Genomic DNA, 17,715 nt, shown 5'->3' on the forward strand with positions numbered 1-17,715 from the left:
GGGATCAGCGTGCGTCTTGAGACCCTGGACAGGTGCCTTAATTTCTGCAAAGTACACAGAAATACGGCAAAGCGAACCCTTCGTTGTTCGCTTGGCTCAAGCCACGCCCCTCGGAAAGCGTGCCTTTCGGAGTGAAGGGAAACGGGGTGAGATAGTTATGTCCCAGCCTCTATTGATGCTTGTTCTTGAATTCAATCCTGCTCAATAGTTACTTTACAACTCGTCTCGTCATATTTGCCATATGCCGCGTGATAGGTTGGCCCTACACCTTGCTTGAAAGTCAAGGAGTGGCGAATGCCTGCTGTAATGAACTTTTTCGCTTCAATCACGGCATCTGGTACCGTTTGTCCCTTTGCCAAGCCTGCCGCGATCGCAGCAGAGTAACTGCAACCGGCACCATTGGTATTCAGCGTGTCAATTCTTGGAGCTTCAAGTACATAGAACTGTTCTCCGTCATACAGCACATCCACTGCGGGTCCTTCCAGTCTTCCACCTTTCACTAATACGAACTTCGGTCCAAATGTAAACAAACGACGTGCAGCTTCTTTTAAATCAGCCACAGATTCCAATTCCATACCACCCAATAAGTAAGATGCTTCGGGCATATTTGGCGTAATAACCGTTGCAAGAGGAATCAATTGCTTCTGCATCGCTTCCATTGCATCGTCTTTCAACAACGCAGAGCCCATCTTACCAATCATTACGGGATCTACTACTATATTTTGAATGTCGGACTGCTGAATCCACTTCGTTACATTGACAATAATTTCTTTCGTAAACAACATGCCAGTCTTCATTGCATCTATACCAATATCTTCTTCTATCGTCACTAATTGTGCTTCAATCGCTTCCCAAGATTGCGGGAATATACCTTGTCCAGTACGTGGATTCCTGGCAACAATTGCTGTGACCGCTGTTGTACCAAACACATCAAATTCCTGGAATGTTTTCAAATCAGCTTGAATTCCTGCCCCTCCACGTGCAGCGGAACCAGCGATAGTTAATGCTCGCTTAATCATCGTCTCTTTTCCTCCTGTCTTAGATGTAATTCATAAATTAGTAATTATATACGTGCATCATTGTACAGGATAACGTGAGGAGGTTTAAAGAGTCAATTTCATCGTTCGGTACAAGGCCCTGTATAGTTACCATCAACTAAAAACTCCCTATCCACTTGTAAGATAGAGAGTTGTTTGAATTTATTTACAACATATAGGAAATATCAGATGCTATAGTTGGATACGCAAATGGCATTTGCTTTAATTCTAGGATAGGAATTTGGAAACGAATGGCTAATGCAAAGAGATTAATCAGTTCATCGGCTCCACCACCTAAGAAATGAGCACCGAGTACGACGTCTTTCTCTTGATCGATTATTACTTTAAATGCTGCGGCCCGTTCATTTGTCCGTTTATATGTGAACCACTCGGTCATATTTTGTGATTTTACATATATTTTTAAACCCGAGTCTATTGCTTCTTGTTCGCTCATTCCAACAGATGATAATTTAGGAACGGTGTAGACAACAGATGGAATAACGGGATAATTGGCCGTTTTGTTATTTCCTTTTAGCAAATTTGAAGCGACAACATGTGATTCAGTTGTTGCGACGGGTGTTAAAGGAGGCGCATCACTTGAAGCAACATCTCCAGCCGCATATACATGTGGATTACTAATGCTTTGCATGAATTCATTGACACACACGCCTTGTTTATCGCGCTTTACATTTCCTTTTTCCAAATCAATATCTAATGCCGGTGCGCGTCCTGCCCCATGTACAACGAGATCTGCTTTCCACTCTACTTGGCGATCATCTTGTTCCCCTTTGACCACAAATGAATTGCCGCATTTCTCTATTCCATTTACCGGTGTGTTCAAATGCACATGAACGCCAATTTCTTCAGTACGTTTAATGAGCATTTTTACTAAATCTTGATCAAAATGCTTCAAAGCGCTTTCACTTCTATGCAAAATATGCACTTCTGAGCCTGCCCTTGCAGCAATATGCGCAAATTCGAATGAAATAAATCCTCCCCCAATAAAGACGATCTTTTTTGGTAGAGCTTCCAGTTCCATGAACTCATCGCTCATCGTCAAATATTCTTCACCTTCGATATTCATCTCAATAGGTTTTGCCCCCGTGGCAATTAAGATATGCTTCCCTTTTAATACATCTGAACAAACCTTCAATTCTGTTTCACTTTGGAAGTGCGCCTTGCCCTGATAGATATCAATGCCTAATTTCTCGAATTTTTCTTCCGTGTCCTCAGGTATCGACTGAGTAAATGTTCGTTTGAATTCCATTAATTCAGTCCAATTGATTTTGCTATCTTCTTCAATCCCTTTTCCTTGCATACGTTTATTCCAATCAATCAGTTCAGCAGCTCCTACCAATACTTTCTTCGGATCACAACCTCGCTGAGAACAGGTACCGCCAAATGGCCGGTCATCGATAATTGCAACGCTCCAGCCTTCTTTCTTACATTTTGTTGCTGTGATGGAACCTGCACTACCTGTTCCAATTACAAGCAAATCATATTCTTTGACCATACTCTATCTCCTCCAACTATTCTTGCTCATTCTGTTCACCCATTCTATAATCAACTACCCTCTATTGACCCTTATCACACTTGGAAACAATTATACAATTAAAATCACGTTACTTTCCTACGTACATACTATATAACAGCACATAGGAAAGGTCGTATGAAAATGATTTCAAATAATCCTCAGTACGCAGCGAATGTGAATACTAGTCCCTTTTTCAAGAAAAATGATAAGAACTTTATTAATATTTTGAGCAGTAAGCAATTAAACACATTAGATCATTTGTCGATGTTGGATATCTTCCTTAGTAAAGATCATATTATTGAACCCCATTATCATCCAAATGCTTCCGAACTGACCTATTGTGTTTCAGGCTCGGCTACTATTTCTATGATGAATCTTGACACGAAAATCTTTCAACATTATAAAATTGTGGCGGGTCAAGTCGTTAACATTCCACAAGGATGGTGGCACTACCAAATCGCCCATACCGATGATACACATCTGCAAGGTATTTTTAATGTGAATATTCCCGAGGTCGTCTTAGGTTCCGATATTCTAACCGCTACACCAGCAGACGTTTTCGCTTACTCCTATGGGTTAGATGAACAACAATGGGCTGCCAATGTAAAAGCTATTTCCCCTTCGCAATTAATAGGTCCACCAACGAAATAAGCATTTACAAAAAGCGACGGCAAGTATCCCGTCGCCTGTTCTTTCATTATTCCACCGGACCTAGCCAAGTAGACATACCTTCAGAAACATTGATCACGTCGTATCCTTCTTCAAACAAAATTTCACTTGCTGTTTGCGAACGACTTCCACTACGACAAACGATTACATACTTCTGATCTTTATCTAAGCCCGCTCTTTCACCATTTTGTAATTGCGATAACGGCATATTGATTGCACTCACCATATGACCTTCGTTGTATTCATCTACTTCGCGCACATCCATCACTAACGCGCCTTCCTTTTGTAAAGCTTCAATATCATTTAAATCTACTGTTTCAAATGCTTTATCTGTCGATCCGCAAGCCGCCAGTAATAAAACGGTTGCGATCAACCATACTAATTTCTTCATGAATTAACCTCCATTTTCTATTGCCAAGAATTAATAAGCTGCGACTACTTCAAATCAGACTATCTTAGTCCCATTTTCTTTCAGTATATACTAACCTTTGTTGAACCCCATATTAGATTAAACACAAAAACGACACGTAGATAGCATACATGTCGTGGTTTATACTATATATTTAAAATACCAAACGACTTTCCGTGTTACTTCACCGGGACTTCACGGTAATCATAAAACCCTATTTTCGTTTTCCTTCCAAGTTCCCCTTTATCTACTTTTTCTTTAATGCACACAGGTGGCTTATCTCTTTCATCTCCGCTCTGCTGATATTGATGCTGCATGGCCGAATACACGACGTCCGCTCCCGACATATCGATTAATTGAAATGGTCCGAGTTTATGACCAAGAGACTTTCTTATAATGAGATCAATATCTTTGAAGTCAGCAATTCCTTCTTCATATAAGTACGCTGCTTCTCGATGAATGGCACCGAGTATACGGTTCGCAACAAATCCTGAAATCTCCTTCCTCAGTAGAACCGCTGTACGTCCAATTTGTTTTGAAACTGCCATGGCGATATCCTTTGTCTCTTCAGACGTTTTTTCACTCATGACAACTTCGAGGCTGTCCATGACGAGTGGCGGGAAGAAGAAATGCATATTACATACTTTATCCGGTCTGTTCGTCACTTTGGCAATCAATGAATTCATAATAGTTGAGCTGTTCGTCGCCAATATAGCATGAGGTGGTGTCATTTCATCTAATTTTTTAAACAGCTCTTGCTTCGCTTCAAGCACTTCGACAATCGCCTCTATTACAAGATCTGCATCTTTTGTTGCTTCCTCTAACTGATCTGTAAAAGAAAGTAATGAAAAAGCTTTCTCTATAGCTTGCTCATTAATCTTAACTTTTCTTACCCAATCACTCATCAGACGCTCCAAGTTGTCCTTTGCATGTTGCAAAGCTTCCTCATTAATATCCTGCAACGTTGTTTGGTATCCACCTAGCGCACATAGCATGGCAATTTGGTGTCCCATCTGCCCTGCGCCAATTACTGTAATCCGTTTCACATCAAATGGATTCATGTTTTTACTCCCCCTTATTATTATACCGACTGGTCGGTATGTTCTGAATACTATAATAACTAGTATTCTTTTCTTTAGCAAGTATAAGTAGAAATTTAAGTCTAGAGCGATTTTAAATAAGGCGTAAGCAAAAATTATAAAAAACCCTAACAAGAAGTGAGTGACCTCCGTTAGAGTTTCAATTGGTTTCCTTATTTCACGAAAAAACCTGCGACCCGTTGCTGTTCATCCAATGTTATAGTGTACACTCTATTGTCTTCTTTGTATTTCGCTGTAATAGTCGCAACAAAGTATTGCTCTTTTTTAGCGATGGACTCTTTTTCAAAGCTGACGAATTCACCAGATTCCTTTACAATATCCGATACTTCTTGTAATTGCTCTACGGATAAAGCATCTTTCATCGTTGCATCAAACATAGTACGCATTTCATCAAACTTCTCTTCATTGAATAATGTGATCGTTTCTTTTGATATCTTAATATACTCTTTGGCAGCAGAATCGTCGACTTTATTTTTTCCGCATGCCGCGAGTAGGAAAACGGTTGCTATAGCAAGGATAACTAGTTTCTTCATTCTCTAACTCCTTCCGTTTAACATAGATAAAAATTAGTTGGGTAATTAAATGAAATACATATACTGCATGCTGTTAATTTGATACCAAATCTCTTAGCGTCTGAGGCCATTTGATTAAGGCGTGTACGTACAAATCATCTTTCAAGTTCCTACTTATATTTTTTTACATTTAATAGACAAAAACAGGCCTTCATAGAGTGACTCCATATCTTCTACGTATATGCCTGAATCCTCGATCATTGAAAGAGTGTCTCGATTTAATTGGCAACCGTCGCAGACCTTCTCCCATAACGGGTTTAATAAGTCTTGTGCTTTCGCAAGATGAGGTTGCTTCATTTTGACATGCTCAAAAAATAAAATGGTAGCATCCCGCTTACTAACACGCTGGATTTCTTTTAATGCAAGTAGTGGATTGGGTATTGTACAAAATACTAGTGTAGAGATGACTGTGTCAAATGTATGATCGGCAAATGGTAATGATTCTGCATTTGCCTCATATAAAGTAATAGGAACATGCGCATTTCGTCCTCTTCTCATAGCTCTGCGACTCATCTGTGGATTCGGTTCAATCGCTGTTACATGTTTTGCCTGCTGATAATATGGAAAATTGATACCAGTACCTGAACCGATCTCCAGTACATTCCCTTGTGCATTACGGATTAATTCCGTTCGAACTTTTTTAAATCGAGTTGCTTCTAGAGGCTTCATAGCCATGTCATAGATTTTCGGAAATACACTTTCCATTACAAGAACTCCTTTTGCTACTTTACTATGTTCTATGAGTAGTTGTTACAACTCAATTGTCTACATGTTTTACTTATGTACATTAATAGCAGCAGTGATCTATTTCTCTATTGGTGTAGGTTTTGGACTATAAATGCACGCTACTATTCAACTTCAGTGGAGAGCAACACATGCACCTTTCCATATGCATTAAGAAAGAACAATTCGAAATCCTTACGCATCTCAGACGTATTCTTTTATCGCATCTAGTAAAATCTGTTCTTTGATTTGATAGTGAGTAGCTTGCCATATAGCTCGTTTGTCTTTTACTATCAATAATTGTGGAACTTCGTGTGGCACACCTAAATCTGATTCAATGGCTACCGAAAGCTTTTTACTTACTTGTGTAATGACGATATAAATAGGTAATTCCGTGCGGAGTCCATCCAATTCTTTTTTAGCAGCCAAACTGCTGACAGAAGTCATGCTGGATTTAAACAACAGAAATGGTTGCTCATCCGATTTTTCAAGCAGTTCCCGCCACTCGTCAATTTTTTTTATTCTTTTCAACTTTAATTCTCTCCTTTATATAGAAAACCTTAGATCGTATAGATACTTATATTCTATACAGCGTACTAAATGGATTCCTCTTTTTTGCTTATTTACCTCTATCATAACAGACAGTAAAAACCCTCACTTATATAAGTGAGGGTTTTTATCGTAGCAAGTTATTTATAAATACCCATTGATTCGGGATTTGTCTTCTTCACTAATTTCTTCTTTTAAATCCTCAATACTTTCTGCTCTGCGTTCGTTTTTCTTTTTGATCTTTTCAAACTCTTTGCCCTCTGCAAACTTCATTGCATCTTCTGCCGCTTCCATATTACTAATTGTCTTATTCAATCGTACTTTGTTGTCAGCAGGATCATTCGGTTTTGGATAGTTTTTTGCCATCATATACACTCCTTTTTGAAGTTTTCGTTCTATATGATAGCATTCCCGTATCTAGATGAACTATACGATGTTCATGGCAAACACCTCACTCATCATTCCGCAGGTTTCTTACTTAAGTTGTCGAATGCTTGCTGCAAAGGTACTTTTAATGCGGGTGCTAACGTTTTTGCATACTCTGCGGTAATATGGTTATCATCACGATAGACAATAATATTTCCAATGACAGGATAACAAGTCGTTTCATCACAAAAAGAGTCTGTTAGGTCTGCGAAAAACACATTCGATGGAATACCTTCTGTCACTTCCCATGGAGTTTCCTTTGCAATGGCTTGATCTCTTGGTACTGAACACTCCAACGGATCGTCTGCTTGTTCAAGGCAAACAGGAATAATTTCTTGCATACGAGGATTATCCCGTATCGCAAAGATGGTCGTAACCCCTTCAAGTCTCTTCCATTGATTCACAAATCCTCGAGGTACTTTTGGACGCTTATTCACTGTCGATGTTGTGAAAACCAAGTCAGGTGGATCTTCTAGTAACGTATCAATCAAGTTACTATTCCAAGGAATACAAGCTTTCGTTAAGTTTCCCTTAGGGTCTTCGTCAGTAAATCGACAACCATCATGACTATATAAATCAATTTTAAAATTCATTTCTTCTGCTAATTCTATTAAAGCTGGGAACCAATGACCTGAGTGAGATCCACCTACGAGCGCCAATGTGTAATCAAAGTCCTTCAAAACACCATAAGAACATTTCCTGACTTCTGTGAGGTTAGCGGACTGGCATTCCAAATCATTATAAAATTCCGGAAGATCTGTTTTAATTTCTGAAGGTGACGGGATCAAGTCTACATAAGAAACAGTTTTCATATCAAACTTTTCGGATTGAGCACCAGGGTAATCCTGTTCCTGGACAATATTAGTACTAGCAGTTGCCTTTTCTATATAAGCAGAAATAGAAAATATGGAACTACATGCAAGTACTAACATAGCTGACAATACGACGATTAGTTCCCTATTCTTCTGATTTCGGCCTATTTTTTGAACAGGTTTTTCTAATAACTTGGTAGAAATCATGGACAGCACAAAAGTTGTCACCAATAGTAAAATACCATCTCCGATAGGCACTGTTTCTGTTTCCATATAGGAACGATAGTAAATCAGCAACGGCCAATGCCATAAATACACACCATATGTAAGACTGCCTAGATAGATCAGAGGCTTTGTGGATAAAAATCGATTTACACCATATATTGTAATACTTTCAGAGGCAATTAATATTAGTAATACCCCACCAATAGGAATTAATGCCAAATACCCAGGAAATACAGTGGAGACTGGAAACAAAAATCCAGTGAGGCCAATAATGGCTAGACCTAGCCACCCTAACATAACACTCCATCTTTTAGTAAAAAACAAGTACGGCGATAGTAAAGCAAAAATGCCGCCAATACTAAATTCCCACATCCGCGTGAATGTATTGAAATATGCAAAAGGTTGGTTCACATTTGTTTGATAGACGGAAAAAGCCAGTGAACATATGAACACTATGATCAGCGAACTAAGTAACGTCTTATATACAGGTGTTTTCAAAAATTTTCGTGCGATATAATAAATAGATGCAAGTAAAACAGGCCAGATCAAATAAAATTGACCTTGCACACTTAGTGACCAAAAATGTTGAAATGGACTTGCTAAATTATCTTTTGCTAAATAGTCAACAGAATCTAATGCTAACCGCCAGTTTTCAAAATAAAACGTGGAAGCCATCATATGCGCAATAATTTCTCCCCATTCAAACTGAGGGAGAAGAATCACCGCAAATATTCCCGTAAAAATCAAAACTATTGTAGCTTGGGGTAATAGTCTTCTCGTTAAGTTCAGAAAATATTCGATAAAATTCACTGATCCGGTTCGTTCTATTCGCGAAACAATGGACAATGTCATCAAATAACCTGAAATAACGAAGAACACATCGATTCCACCAGATACCCTACCAAACCATATATGATAAATGGCGATTAATAATGTTGCAACCGTTCGTACCCCTTCTATCTCGGGCCTAAATCTTTTATGTGGTAACTTTAGATCCGACATAACTTCCTCCGTTACATATGCTCTTTTAATTTTAAATGCATTCAATACTATATCATAAAACGATAGAAGCATTCTCTTTTTATCTGTTTATATTATAGGATTTTAATAAGCATTAAAACAAGCATTTTCCTACATCTCCCTTATTAACTAATCTCCATATACGAGAAAAAACAGAAGTCTTCATGAAGAATTCTGTTCTTTCACTATATAGATCATAGGGGATTTTTCCTTTAGTTCAATTTCGTAACAATTCTCAGCTCTTCACTTCTCCATATCATCGATGATCCAAGGAACAGCATGAAGCAGATCTGGGAACACTGCATCTGCTATTGGATCTGTTGCACCAAGGAAAACCGTTTTAGTTCCTGCTCTTTTACCGGCAATAATGTCTGTATCCGTATCGCCTATCATATAAGAAGTGGACAAATCTACATCATAGTTTATTGCAAGATTTTCTATTAGCTTACTATGGGGTTTGCGACAATCACAACCAGACTTTGGCTTATGCGGACAATAAACGACTTCGTCAATTATTGCACCTTCCTTTGCAAGTTCTGCTATCATATGATCATGAATGGATTTCAATTTGGATTCCTTCATGTAACCAAGACCCACACCGCCTTGATTCGTTACAACAAATATATAATCAAACAGTTGATTCAATTGCTTAATTGCCTCCGCAACCCCCGGCAAGAAATATAGTTGATTCGGTTCATTCACAAATTTCACTCGATCTGTCAACACTTCATTGATCACGCCATCTCGATCCAGAAATACAGCTTTTTTCATGTTGGCTTTCCTCCTATAGAAAAGATCTTATCATTGTCATATTATCCTAATTACATTCTTTTAAACGTAGTACCACCCAAGCTTCGCCAATAGATGTAGTCAAGCAAGATTATTGTGGTCTTACGAAATAACAATTAACATAACCTGTATGTTAGATATATAACGAACTCCGAATTATTTTGTGATCTGTAATTAATGATGAGGTGATGCGTGGACATGGTAAACTCACAGAAATTCGATTTTAAAAAGAACCTTCCCTTGATGGCCGTCCTGTTATTGGGTGCGTTCATCACAATTCTGAATCAAACACTACTTGCTACCGCCCTTCCGCCAATTATGTTAGATCTTCGGATTAGCGAAAGTACAGTGCAGTGGTTGCAGTCGATTTTCATGTTGGTCAACGGGATTATGATCCCTATTACAGCTTTTTTCATCGGAAAGTTTACAACCCGACGTCTATTTTTGACAGCGATGAGTATATTTGCTTTAGGTACACTAATCGCAGCGACTTCTCCAAATTTCTCTATATTGTTAATAGGTAGAGTTCTCCAAGGTGCGGGAGCCGGGATTATGATGCCACTCTTGCAAACTATTATGTTTTTACTATTTCCGATTGAGCAACGCGGAAAAGCAATGGGTTACTTTGGACTCGTTATTGCATTCGCCCCTGCTATCGGACCGAGCTTATCTGGTTATCTCGTAGATCAATTCCCTTGGCGCAGCGTATTCTATGTTGTTTTGCCGTTTGCTCTGTTAAATATTGTAGCCGCTTATTTCTTGCTGAAAAATGTAACGAAACTGACCAATCCCAAAATGGATTATTTATCGATCGTTCTCTCTACATTCGGTTTTGGTGGATTGCTCTACGGTTTCAGTATTGCAGGGAATACTGGTTGGCTTCATGCGAACGTTTTGATCTCGTTAATCGTTGGGGCGATTTCACTCGCTTGGTTCATTTTAAGACAATTGAAACTGGAGCAACCCATTCTCGAGTTTAAAGTGTTCAAGTATGGCGTATTCACACTGGCAACTAGCTTAGGTATGATCGTATTTGCTTCCATGATTGCATCGACAGTGATTTTGCCGTTGTTCATGCAGACTATGCTTGGTTTTAATGCTCTCCACTCAGGTCTTATGCTGCTACCAGGGGCAATTGTCATGGGAATCATGAATCCAGTGACCGGTACGATATTCGATAAATATGGAGCCAAATGGTTACTGCTTTCGGGCTTCACCATTTTATCGGTCACGACATTCATGTTTTCCAACTTATCAGTAGATACAACATTCACGTATTTAGCTATATTGAATGCCGTCAGGATGTTAGGGATTGCGATGATTATGATGCCATCCACTACACTAGGTTTAAATCAGCTACCTACGCATTTAATTTCCCACGGTACAGCAATGAATAATACATTTAGACAAGTTTCTGGATCTATTGGAACTGCTGCCCTCGTTACAGTCATGATCACGGCTGATCTAGACAACGGAACCATTGCAGGTCAAATCCAAGGTGTGAATACAGCCTTTCTCGTATCAGGTTGTATATCCATTGTAGGACTTCTATTAGCGCTGCTGATCAAGAATCCACAACTAAAAGATACAGATGCAAAGGTATAAAATGATAACAGGATGTCCAAGAAGTTGAAACACTTCTCTGGACATCTTTTTTAGTGGTTCTATATCTACATAAAAACTTGATATGCACATTTCTTATTTAAAATATAGTATAGTTAACTAGACATAATGTAAAGTTTGGTATACATTAAAACAAGACGAGGTGATGAATTGCGTGATTAAAAATCGAGTCAAAGAATTGCGTGCGCGAATGGATTTAACACAAGGTACACTTGCAGAACAAGTTGGGGTTACACGACAAACGATAGTGGCATTAGAAAAAGGTAGTTATACTCCTTCTCTTTTGCTTGCCATGAATATTGCAGAAGTATTTGAGTTGTCAATTGAAGAAATTTTTTACAAGGAGGATGCTTGAATGAAGAATATATTTATTTCTGTTACTTTACGAATCGTGCTATTCATTGCTTTAGCTATAATGGTTTTTGATTTTCTTCGGGTTGAACAGAAATTCATTCAGATGGATCGAGGATATATTGAAGGATTTACAGTACAGGTTAACACGTGGCCAGGATCTTTGATGATTGCTATACTCATTCTTTTTATTATCGCTAATCTGATTCACTTTTTACGTATGCGTAAAAATAAGAATACGGATATACGTGACTTCATAACGTTCGAATACGATTCTACAGACGAACGAGCAGTGGCGAATACACGAAAAGCCATTAGTTATGCTTTTTCGGGAATATTGATTTTCTCCTTTTTCATGATCGGTTCATTCATGTTTATTCCTAACTACTTTTTGGATCATATTTGGTATCCATTATTCGCAGTAGCTTCTATTCCGATTAGTGGTTTGATTATTTATGCGATTTCATTTACCGTTTTGCAACGTGCTTAATAAATGAATCAAGTAAATATACACCGGCTTTATATATAATGAGTTCATTATAATGAAAACAATAAAGAGAGCATATTCACAAAATCTGCGAATATGCTCTCTTTTATTTGGACAAATCTATTTTCTTATTCAACGAGTATATAATGATTCCGCCAATTGTCATGGATAACAACTCGCCAATTCCAGCTGTCAGCCAAGTAGCCCAGAACGGGAAACCAAGCATAATAGTCAATTGGGCTGCAATGGCACACATGGACAGTGCAAACACAATAGCAGTGATTACCATTTTGACGATATCGTTTTTTATTTTCTTTGTTAGTGCACGACATATTAATAACGCGACTAACGTAGCCATCGAACCAATCGGCACATCCAATATCCAAGTGGGAGACATAAAGTTTGCGAACATGACACCTAGTGTGACACCGATCACATACCTTTTATTATACAAAGCCAGATAGTTGAACATCTCTGACAAACGCAGTTGGACTGCACCAAAACTGATCACTGCAAACACAAACGTCACCGCCACATACAAAGCTGCGACGAGCGCTGTTTTTGTCAGTTCATTCACCGTACTCTTACTCTTAGGTGAATCTTTAACAAAAGACATACTCATTTTATTTTCTCCTTTGTGAAATAGCGTAGTTGCTATTCCAGTAATAACTACGACCAAAGGAAGAAAGAGCCTATCGCTCGATCAAAAGTGCCGTAGTGCAAACAGTATTTGCTTGCTACGGTATTATAACAGAGTTCCTTGTAATACAAAAGCTTTATTTTGCAATCCAACCTCCGTCAATCGGAATAACCGCTCCATGAATATAATCCGCTGCGGAACTGGCTACGTATAATGTCAGGCTTGCAACCTCACTCGGCTGCGCCCATCGACCTGCAGGCGTTTCTTCCGCTACCCACTTCGCCATTTCACCATCGCCTTCAAAATCCGCCTTGTTCATCGGGGTCTGGATCGCGCCTGGTGCAATTGCGTTCGCACGAATCCCCTCGCGGCAGTAATCCATGTCCAGTTGCTTTGTATAACCGACAATGGCATGTTTGGATGCAGTATAAGCTGCACCACCACCGCCTGCCACAAGTCCTGCAATGGATGCCATATTGACAATGACACCTGACTTTCGAGCGATCATATGTGGCAATACTTCATTCGTCATAAAGTATGTACCTTTCACATTCGTATCCATGATTGTATCCCAAAGCGCTTCATCAGTGTCTAGAGTTTTTGCAAAACCATCAAGCACCCCTGCTGTGTTTAGTAAAATATCTATTGTACCAAACACGTTACATGCTTCTTTGACAGCGTGTGCTACTTCGTCCTTTGCACTGACACTTCCAATCGCATAGGCAAACTGTGACGGATACTCCTGTTGCAACTCCCTAAGATCCCCTTCGTTTATATCAAACGCAAAGACATTCGCTCCATTTTCTAAAAACGCCACCGCCTGTGCGTACCCAATACCAGACGCACCACCTGTCACTACGACTGTCTTTTTTTCATATTCTGCAAATTTCATAATAGCCTCCCACATAAAAAAGCTCATGAATTCTCATGAGCTTGGATTCTTCCGATTTACTCTACGATGACCCAGTCTTCAGCTAGTAAGTCGCAAACTGTTGGTGTGAACATAGTATAGCCTTCACCCGTTACATCAATCACGAAATATGGATTTAGCTTTTTACCATCTTGTTCGCTTTCTCCTACTAGCTTCACGTATAATTCCGCTCCACCCCAGTTACTACGGATTACTTTCTCTCCAGCCTTCAAACGTGGTAATATTTCTTCAAATGTCATGTATATCCATCCTTTATTATTGTAATGATTCGCACAAGTTTATCGGGAAAAGTATACTTGATTATGATGCCTTTTACAACTTGAGACTATTCGAACCAGATTATGGAGCAGAATGAATATAACTTTTACACTATGTGTTAAATTAAAGATTTTTTATAAATAACTTGCTATCCAACTTGCCATATTTCACATTCCATGATAAATTGAACAATAGAAAATTTCATTACGGAATCAACATGTATAACCTCGATAATATGGTTCGAGGGTCTCTACCAGGAACCGTCAAATCCTGATTACAAAATCATTTTTGTAATCGGGATTTTTCTATTTCAAAAAATAGTGTAGGGACACTAGTAGGAGGAATTGTTTTGGATTTACGTGTTTTATTATTGGCAGTATCCGCCGTTACGGTAGGACTGGTAGAATTGGTAGTCGGCGGGATTTTGCCCGTCATTGCTGATGATTTGAATGTTTCAATTGCAACGGCTGGACAACTCATTACAGTATTCGCTCTCGTCTACGCGGTAGCAGGACCTGTATTATTGTCACTGACCGCGAAAGTGGAACGCAAGAAATTATATTTGATTACATTGGTCGTATTTTTACTTGGAAACATTCTAACATACTTCAGTCCGACATTCGGCTTGATGATGGCTGCTCGTGTCTTGACAGCTGCAAGTGCAGCACTCGTCATTGTGCTGTCGTTAACGATTACAGCACGAATGGTCGAGCCGCGTGTTAGAGCTAAGTCGCTTGGCTATATATACATGGGAATCAGCTCATCGCTTGTTCTAGGGGTACCCATTGGGATTGTAGTAACGAACGCATTCGGATGGCGTTCAGTGTTTTTAGGAATTGCGATCTTGACAGTAGGTTCTATTGTATTGATTGCAAAGTTTCTCGAAAAAATACCGAACGCGAAAGTGCAACCATTGTCCGTTCAACTTAAAGCTTTAGCTAATAAAAAGATATTTTTCGCTCATTTAGCGACCATGTTTATGCTCGCGGGACACTATACGGTATATGCGTATTTCACCCCCTTCCTAGAGACTACGATGAAGTTAAGCCCTTATTGGATCAGTGTATTCTACTTCCTATTTGGACTTGCAGCAGTAGCAGGCGGAGCATTTGGTGGCGGACTCGCTTCACGTCTTGGCTCGAAGAGAAGCATTTTAATCATATTAGGGGCTTTTGCAATTAGTTTATTTGTACTTCCCTATTCGACATTCTCCATTCCACTTTTCATTATCTTCATGATGATTTGGGGTGGATTAAGCTGGGCTCTAGCACCTGCTCAGCAAGACTATATTATCCAAAGTGATCCTGTAACTTCCGATGTGCACCAGAGTTTCAATAACTCGGCGCTACAAGTCGGGATTGCGCTTGGATCTGGAGTTGGCGGGGTAGTCTTTAGTCAAACAGGCAATGTAACAAATATGCCGGCAGTTGGTGGCGTAATTGTGATAATCGCATTCTTATGTGCAGCGATCTCTTTATCGATGGCTGTAAAGACTCGGCAGACCGCTATGTAATGAGATAGAATGGAGTTAACTCGTCAAAGAGTTGGCTCCATTTTTATTGGATGCCCATTCATTGTCATGAAATGAGGAATCACTATGACCGGCCTACTTCTTGATATTATTATCATGATTGCATTCATTGTGTATGGTATAGCACTTTGGCAAGGTAAAGGTACGTCCTTACTGTCAGGCTATAATACGATGCCAATCGAAAAAAAGATCCACATTAATGAACGTGCGTTATGCAAGTTCATGGCGAAAATCATGTTCGCTTTAAGTTTTTGTGTCGGCTTGTTCGCTGTGAGTGAACTGTTGGAAGAAGATGTATACTTTATTGTAGGATTAACACTTTTCGTAGTAGTACTAGTATTTACCTTAATCTATGTCAATACAGGTAATCGTTTTAAAAAATAAGGTAGGTGTTGAAAGATGGGTTGAATAGCTTGAAAGCGTTAGAAGCCGTATAACGATTTTAAAACATCCACTTATTTGCCGCTTTTGTACGCATGATCAATTTATCCCTTATCGTTCCTTATCAAACGTGGAAGATCCAGGAATTGGCGTGCTATCGATCGGTGATCCAAGTCGTCCATCTGAAGATCGTGTAGACTATATTTGGGCTTTTACACAAACAGTATTATAGTAGTATTTGAAAAACGCTCCGTTAAAGGAAGCGTTTTTTCTTTCATTATGACACTTCTCCAATTTGCTCCATCATATCCAGTACACTTTTTAAGAATTCACCGATTTCCCCCATATGCTCTTCAGTTAGTTTTGGTTTGAAATGAATGTTGATCCTGTTCATGAACCCCGGTTCTGTTTGTTCATGACGGAAGCTAAGTGTTTGTGTGAAACTAATATCGTTCTCCCATACGGTACGAAGGATACTCGCAATTTCTTCACATTCTTTATCTACATCTCGAATAAACGTGCGGACGAGTAATGTAAGCGTACAGCCCGGATCCATGTCTTGGATTTCAAGTATTTCATCCGCCAGTTCCTTAAGGGACGAATGTAATTTAAGATCGACAATGACAGACGGAAAGCCGACTCTGGTAAAACGAATGGTGAATTCTCTTGCCATCACGGCTAAATCTAGTTGATCTTTGCGATGTAAAATATGAACTGTTTGTTCCAGATTATCCAAATCATATATATGGTTTTCAAATGCGACTTTTAAGTTTTCGAATACAGTTGGATCAGACATAGCGTGGCCTCCTTATCAATTGGATGTATAATTTAGTACGATTCAGCCACCTTATACTTAAACAGTGAAAGGAAGTTATGTATATGACAAAAGATACGTCGATTGCACAATTAAGTACCGAAGATTTACATGCACTGAATCGCTTAGAAGATAAATTAGGTGTAACGCTCGTTGCGTATGAAAATGTTAATTCACCTAAAACGAAATAATGGTGAAGTGGTACTTTCTATTACAGAAAGTACCACTTCTTTAAATAAGATGTACATTAAACACAAACCGTAGCTAATATTTTCTGGATATCATAAATAGCTTTATCTTTTCTAAACTGTTTTTCAATATGTGGAGTCAGTGAGCTTGATATCCAAATTTTCAATTCCGCATCCATATCAAATGTACCTGCAGTTTCTACACTATAATGAGAGATACTTTTGAATGGGACGGAATGGTATTCCACTTTCTTTCCTGTGATACCTTGCTTGTCTACGAGTATTAATCGTGTTTTCGTGAATACGATTAAATCTCGCACTAGCTTAAACGCGGCTTCCACTTCTTCGCCTTCTGCCAAGATCAAGTCTAGTTCTTTCCTCACTTCATCGTTGTTTACGACGGAAGCATTTCCTAAAAGCCCATCAAATAATCCCATTCAATTATTCCCCTTTTCGATATAATTTTCCTCACATCACAATACACGTAGAAAACCCTTCATACTTTGTACTAGTAATGGTATTCTAGTTCATGCGAATGTATACAGTCTGAATAGTTTACCATGTTGCTGTAAAATTGGATAGAAAAAGTAAAACGCTGGCCATGTTATGTCAACTGATGACTTTACATGGACAGCTTATAATAGAT

General features: G+C 39.0%; 22 protein-coding genes and 1 riboswitch. Of the genes, 7 read left to right on the forward strand and 15 right to left on the reverse strand.

Annotation, left to right across the window (positions count from 1 at the left end):
• Positions 1–191: 191 nt before the first annotated feature.
• On the reverse strand, positions 192–1,019 hold the full coding sequence (gene thiD / locus CSV74_RS10505; RefSeq protein ID WP_099691610.1) for a bifunctional hydroxymethylpyrimidine kinase/phosphomethylpyrimidine kinase: 828 nt from the start codon (positions 1,017–1,019) through the stop codon (positions 192–194).
• A 184-nt stretch (positions 1,020–1,203) separates the two neighbouring features.
• Entirely contained in the window at positions 1,204–2,550 is a 1,347-nt protein-coding gene (locus tag CSV74_RS10510; RefSeq protein WP_099691611.1) for a dihydrolipoyl dehydrogenase family protein, read from the reverse strand.
• A gap of 156 nt (positions 2,551–2,706) precedes the next feature.
• On the opposite strand from CSV74_RS10510, the gene CSV74_RS10515 reads away from it, so the two are divergent.
• Complete coding sequence (locus CSV74_RS10515) at positions 2,707–3,222, forward strand: cupin domain-containing protein (protein ID WP_051210449.1); 516 nt, start codon at positions 2,707–2,709, stop codon at positions 3,220–3,222.
• Positions 3,223–3,268: 46 nt separating this feature from the next.
• On the opposite strand, the gene CSV74_RS10520 is transcribed toward CSV74_RS10515, so the two are convergent.
• The 8 genes from CSV74_RS10520 to CSV74_RS10555 all read right to left on the reverse strand — a co-directional run bounded on the left by CSV74_RS10520 (position 3,269) and on the right by CSV74_RS10555 (position 9,847).
• Positions 3,269–3,631, reverse strand: coding sequence for a rhodanese-like domain-containing protein (locus CSV74_RS10520; protein WP_099691612.1), 363 nt, complete (start codon positions 3,629–3,631; stop codon positions 3,269–3,271).
• 197 nt (positions 3,632–3,828) lie between these two features.
• A complete protein-coding gene (locus tag CSV74_RS10525; RefSeq protein ID WP_099691613.1) occupies positions 3,829–4,710 on the reverse strand; it encodes a 3-hydroxyacyl-CoA dehydrogenase family protein in 882 nt (293 codons plus the stop codon).
• 191 nt (positions 4,711–4,901) lie between these two features.
• Positions 4,902–5,282: a DUF3887 domain-containing protein gene (locus CSV74_RS10530; protein ID WP_099691614.1), complete on the reverse strand. Its 381-nt coding sequence runs from the start codon at positions 5,280–5,282 to the stop codon at positions 4,902–4,904.
• 153 nt (positions 5,283–5,435) lie between these two features.
• A complete protein-coding gene (locus CSV74_RS10535) occupies positions 5,436–6,026 on the reverse strand; it encodes a class I SAM-dependent methyltransferase (RefSeq protein WP_099691615.1) in 591 nt (196 codons plus the stop codon).
• Positions 6,027–6,248: 222 nt separating this feature from the next.
• Complete coding sequence (locus CSV74_RS10540) at positions 6,249–6,575, reverse strand: monothiol bacilliredoxin BrxC family protein (RefSeq protein WP_099671820.1); 327 nt, start codon at positions 6,573–6,575, stop codon at positions 6,249–6,251.
• A 162-nt stretch (positions 6,576–6,737) separates the two neighbouring features.
• Positions 6,738–6,959 (reverse strand): small, acid-soluble spore protein tlp, encoded by a 222-nt coding sequence (locus CSV74_RS10545; RefSeq protein ID WP_099691616.1) that lies wholly within the window; start codon positions 6,957–6,959, stop codon positions 6,738–6,740.
• A gap of 92 nt (positions 6,960–7,051) precedes the next feature.
• Positions 7,052–9,058 (reverse strand): acyltransferase family protein, encoded by a 2,007-nt coding sequence (locus CSV74_RS10550; protein ID WP_099691617.1) that lies wholly within the window; start codon positions 9,056–9,058, stop codon positions 7,052–7,054.
• A 261-nt stretch (positions 9,059–9,319) separates the two neighbouring features.
• A complete protein-coding gene (locus CSV74_RS10555) occupies positions 9,320–9,847 on the reverse strand; it encodes a D-glycero-alpha-D-manno-heptose-1,7-bisphosphate 7-phosphatase (RefSeq protein ID WP_099691618.1) in 528 nt (175 codons plus the stop codon).
• 216 nt (positions 9,848–10,063) lie between these two features.
• On the opposite strand from CSV74_RS10555, the gene CSV74_RS10560 reads away from it, so the two are divergent.
• The 3 genes from CSV74_RS10560 (at position 10,064) to CSV74_RS10570 (ending at position 12,329) form a co-directional block, all read left to right on the forward strand.
• Complete coding sequence (locus CSV74_RS10560) at positions 10,064–11,470, forward strand: MDR family MFS transporter (protein WP_099691619.1); 1,407 nt, start codon at positions 10,064–10,066, stop codon at positions 11,468–11,470.
• 163 nt (positions 11,471–11,633) lie between these two features.
• Entirely contained in the window at positions 11,634–11,843 is a 210-nt protein-coding gene (locus CSV74_RS10565) for a helix-turn-helix transcriptional regulator (protein WP_099691620.1), read from the forward strand.
• Positions 11,844–12,329 (forward strand): hypothetical protein, encoded by a 486-nt coding sequence (locus tag CSV74_RS10570; RefSeq protein ID WP_029052789.1) that lies wholly within the window; start codon positions 11,844–11,846, stop codon positions 12,327–12,329.
• A gap of 103 nt (positions 12,330–12,432) precedes the next feature.
• Here CSV74_RS10570 and CSV74_RS10575 read toward each other — a convergent pair whose 3' ends face one another.
• The 3 genes from CSV74_RS10575 to CSV74_RS10585 all read right to left on the reverse strand — a co-directional run bounded on the left by CSV74_RS10575 (position 12,433) and on the right by CSV74_RS10585 (position 14,136).
• Positions 12,433–12,948 carry a QueT transporter family protein gene (locus CSV74_RS10575; protein WP_099671825.1) on the reverse strand — a complete coding sequence of 172 codons (516 nt, stop codon included), beginning with the start codon at positions 12,946–12,948 and terminating at the stop codon, positions 12,433–12,435.
• Between the two features lie 154 nt (positions 12,949–13,102).
• Positions 13,103–13,858, reverse strand: coding sequence for a 3-oxoacyl-ACP reductase (locus CSV74_RS10580; RefSeq protein ID WP_099691621.1), 756 nt, complete (start codon positions 13,856–13,858; stop codon positions 13,103–13,105).
• Positions 13,859–13,914: 56 nt separating this feature from the next.
• Positions 13,915–14,136 carry a DUF2829 domain-containing protein gene (locus tag CSV74_RS10585; protein ID WP_029052786.1) on the reverse strand — a complete coding sequence of 74 codons (222 nt, stop codon included), beginning with the start codon at positions 14,134–14,136 and terminating at the stop codon, positions 13,915–13,917.
• Positions 14,137–14,352: 216 nt separating this feature from the next.
• A riboswitch (purine riboswitch) is annotated at positions 14,353–14,452 on the forward strand.
• Positions 14,453–14,504: 52 nt separating this feature from the next.
• On the opposite strand from CSV74_RS10585, the gene CSV74_RS10590 reads away from it, so the two are divergent.
• Both CSV74_RS10590 and CSV74_RS10595 read left to right on the forward strand, forming a co-directional pair.
• Positions 14,505–15,668, forward strand: coding sequence for an MFS transporter (locus CSV74_RS10590; RefSeq protein ID WP_099691622.1), 1,164 nt, complete (start codon positions 14,505–14,507; stop codon positions 15,666–15,668).
• An 84-nt stretch (positions 15,669–15,752) separates the two neighbouring features.
• Complete coding sequence (locus CSV74_RS10595; protein ID WP_099691623.1) at positions 15,753–16,070, forward strand: DUF3784 domain-containing protein; 318 nt, start codon at positions 15,753–15,755, stop codon at positions 16,068–16,070.
• A gap of 274 nt (positions 16,071–16,344) precedes the next feature.
• Here the strand turns inward: CSV74_RS10595 and CSV74_RS10600 are convergent, their stop codons facing one another.
• Positions 16,345–16,863 (reverse strand): hypothetical protein, encoded by a 519-nt coding sequence (locus CSV74_RS10600; RefSeq protein ID WP_099691624.1) that lies wholly within the window; start codon positions 16,861–16,863, stop codon positions 16,345–16,347.
• Between the two features lie 83 nt (positions 16,864–16,946).
• On the opposite strand from CSV74_RS10600, the gene CSV74_RS17025 reads away from it, so the two are divergent.
• Positions 16,947–17,072: a hypothetical protein gene (locus tag CSV74_RS17025; protein WP_255407670.1), complete on the forward strand. Its 126-nt coding sequence runs from the start codon at positions 16,947–16,949 to the stop codon at positions 17,070–17,072.
• A gap of 56 nt (positions 17,073–17,128) precedes the next feature.
• Here CSV74_RS17025 and CSV74_RS10605 read toward each other — a convergent pair whose 3' ends face one another.
• Entirely contained in the window at positions 17,129–17,506 is a 378-nt protein-coding gene (locus tag CSV74_RS10605; protein ID WP_099691625.1) for a PH domain-containing protein, read from the reverse strand.
• Positions 17,507–17,715 lie beyond the last annotated feature (209 nt).

The sequence above is a fragment of the Sporosarcina sp. P19 genome (assembly GCF_002743165.1).
In the GTDB taxonomy this organism is placed as follows: Bacteria; Bacillota; Bacilli; order Bacillales_A; family Planococcaceae; genus Sporosarcina; species Sporosarcina ureae.

What these genes read in the sequence shown, in the direction of transcription:
- CSV74_RS10510 (WP_099691611.1), bottom strand. Translation starts at nt 2,550, where the DNA reads ATGGTCAAAGAATATGATTTGCTTGTAATTGGAACAGGTAGTGCAGGT.
- CSV74_RS10515 (WP_051210449.1), top strand. Translation starts at nt 2,707, where the DNA reads ATGAAAATGATTTCAAATAATCCTCAGTACGCAGCGAATGTGAATACT.
- CSV74_RS10570 (WP_029052789.1), top strand. Translation starts at nt 11,844, where the DNA reads ATGAAGAATATATTTATTTCTGTTACTTTACGAATCGTGCTATTCATT.
- CSV74_RS10595 (WP_099691623.1), top strand. Translation starts at nt 15,753, where the DNA reads ATGACCGGCCTACTTCTTGATATTATTATCATGATTGCATTCATTGTG.
- CSV74_RS10585 (WP_029052786.1), bottom strand. Translation starts at nt 14,136, where the DNA reads ATGACATTTGAAGAAATATTACCACGTTTGAAGGCTGGAGAGAAAGTA.
- CSV74_RS10520 (WP_099691612.1), bottom strand. Translation starts at nt 3,631, where the DNA reads ATGAAGAAATTAGTATGGTTGATCGCAACCGTTTTATTACTGGCGGCT.
- CSV74_RS10545 (WP_099691616.1), bottom strand. Translation starts at nt 6,959, where the DNA reads ATGGCAAAAAACTATCCAAAACCGAATGATCCTGCTGACAACAAAGTA.
- CSV74_RS10525 (WP_099691613.1), bottom strand. Translation starts at nt 4,710, where the DNA reads ATGAATCCATTTGATGTGAAACGGATTACAGTAATTGGCGCAGGGCAG.
- thiD (WP_099691610.1), bottom strand. Translation starts at nt 1,019, where the DNA reads ATGATTAAGCGAGCATTAACTATCGCTGGTTCCGCTGCACGTGGAGGG.
- CSV74_RS10555 (WP_099691618.1), bottom strand. Translation starts at nt 9,847, where the DNA reads ATGAAAAAAGCTGTATTTCTGGATCGAGATGGCGTGATCAATGAAGTG.
- CSV74_RS10580 (WP_099691621.1), bottom strand. Translation starts at nt 13,858, where the DNA reads ATGAAATTTGCAGAATATGAAAAAAAGACAGTCGTAGTGACAGGTGGT.
- CSV74_RS10575 (WP_099671825.1), bottom strand. Translation starts at nt 12,948, where the DNA reads ATGAGTATGTCTTTTGTTAAAGATTCACCTAAGAGTAAGAGTACGGTG.
- CSV74_RS10565 (WP_099691620.1), top strand. Translation starts at nt 11,634, where the DNA reads ATGAATTGCGTGATTAAAAATCGAGTCAAAGAATTGCGTGCGCGAATG.
- CSV74_RS10560 (WP_099691619.1), top strand. Translation starts at nt 10,064, where the DNA reads ATGGTAAACTCACAGAAATTCGATTTTAAAAAGAACCTTCCCTTGATG.
- CSV74_RS17025 (WP_255407670.1), top strand. Translation starts at nt 16,947, where the DNA reads ATGACAAAAGATACGTCGATTGCACAATTAAGTACCGAAGATTTACAT.
- CSV74_RS10550 (WP_099691617.1), bottom strand. Translation starts at nt 9,058, where the DNA reads ATGTCGGATCTAAAGTTACCACATAAAAGATTTAGGCCCGAGATAGAA.
- CSV74_RS10605 (WP_099691625.1), bottom strand. Translation starts at nt 17,506, where the DNA reads ATGGGATTATTTGATGGGCTTTTAGGAAATGCTTCCGTCGTAAACAAC.
- CSV74_RS10600 (WP_099691624.1), bottom strand. Translation starts at nt 16,863, where the DNA reads ATGTCTGATCCAACTGTATTCGAAAACTTAAAAGTCGCATTTGAAAAC.
- CSV74_RS10535 (WP_099691615.1), bottom strand. Translation starts at nt 6,026, where the DNA reads ATGGAAAGTGTATTTCCGAAAATCTATGACATGGCTATGAAGCCTCTA.
- CSV74_RS10530 (WP_099691614.1), bottom strand. Translation starts at nt 5,282, where the DNA reads ATGAAGAAACTAGTTATCCTTGCTATAGCAACCGTTTTCCTACTCGCG.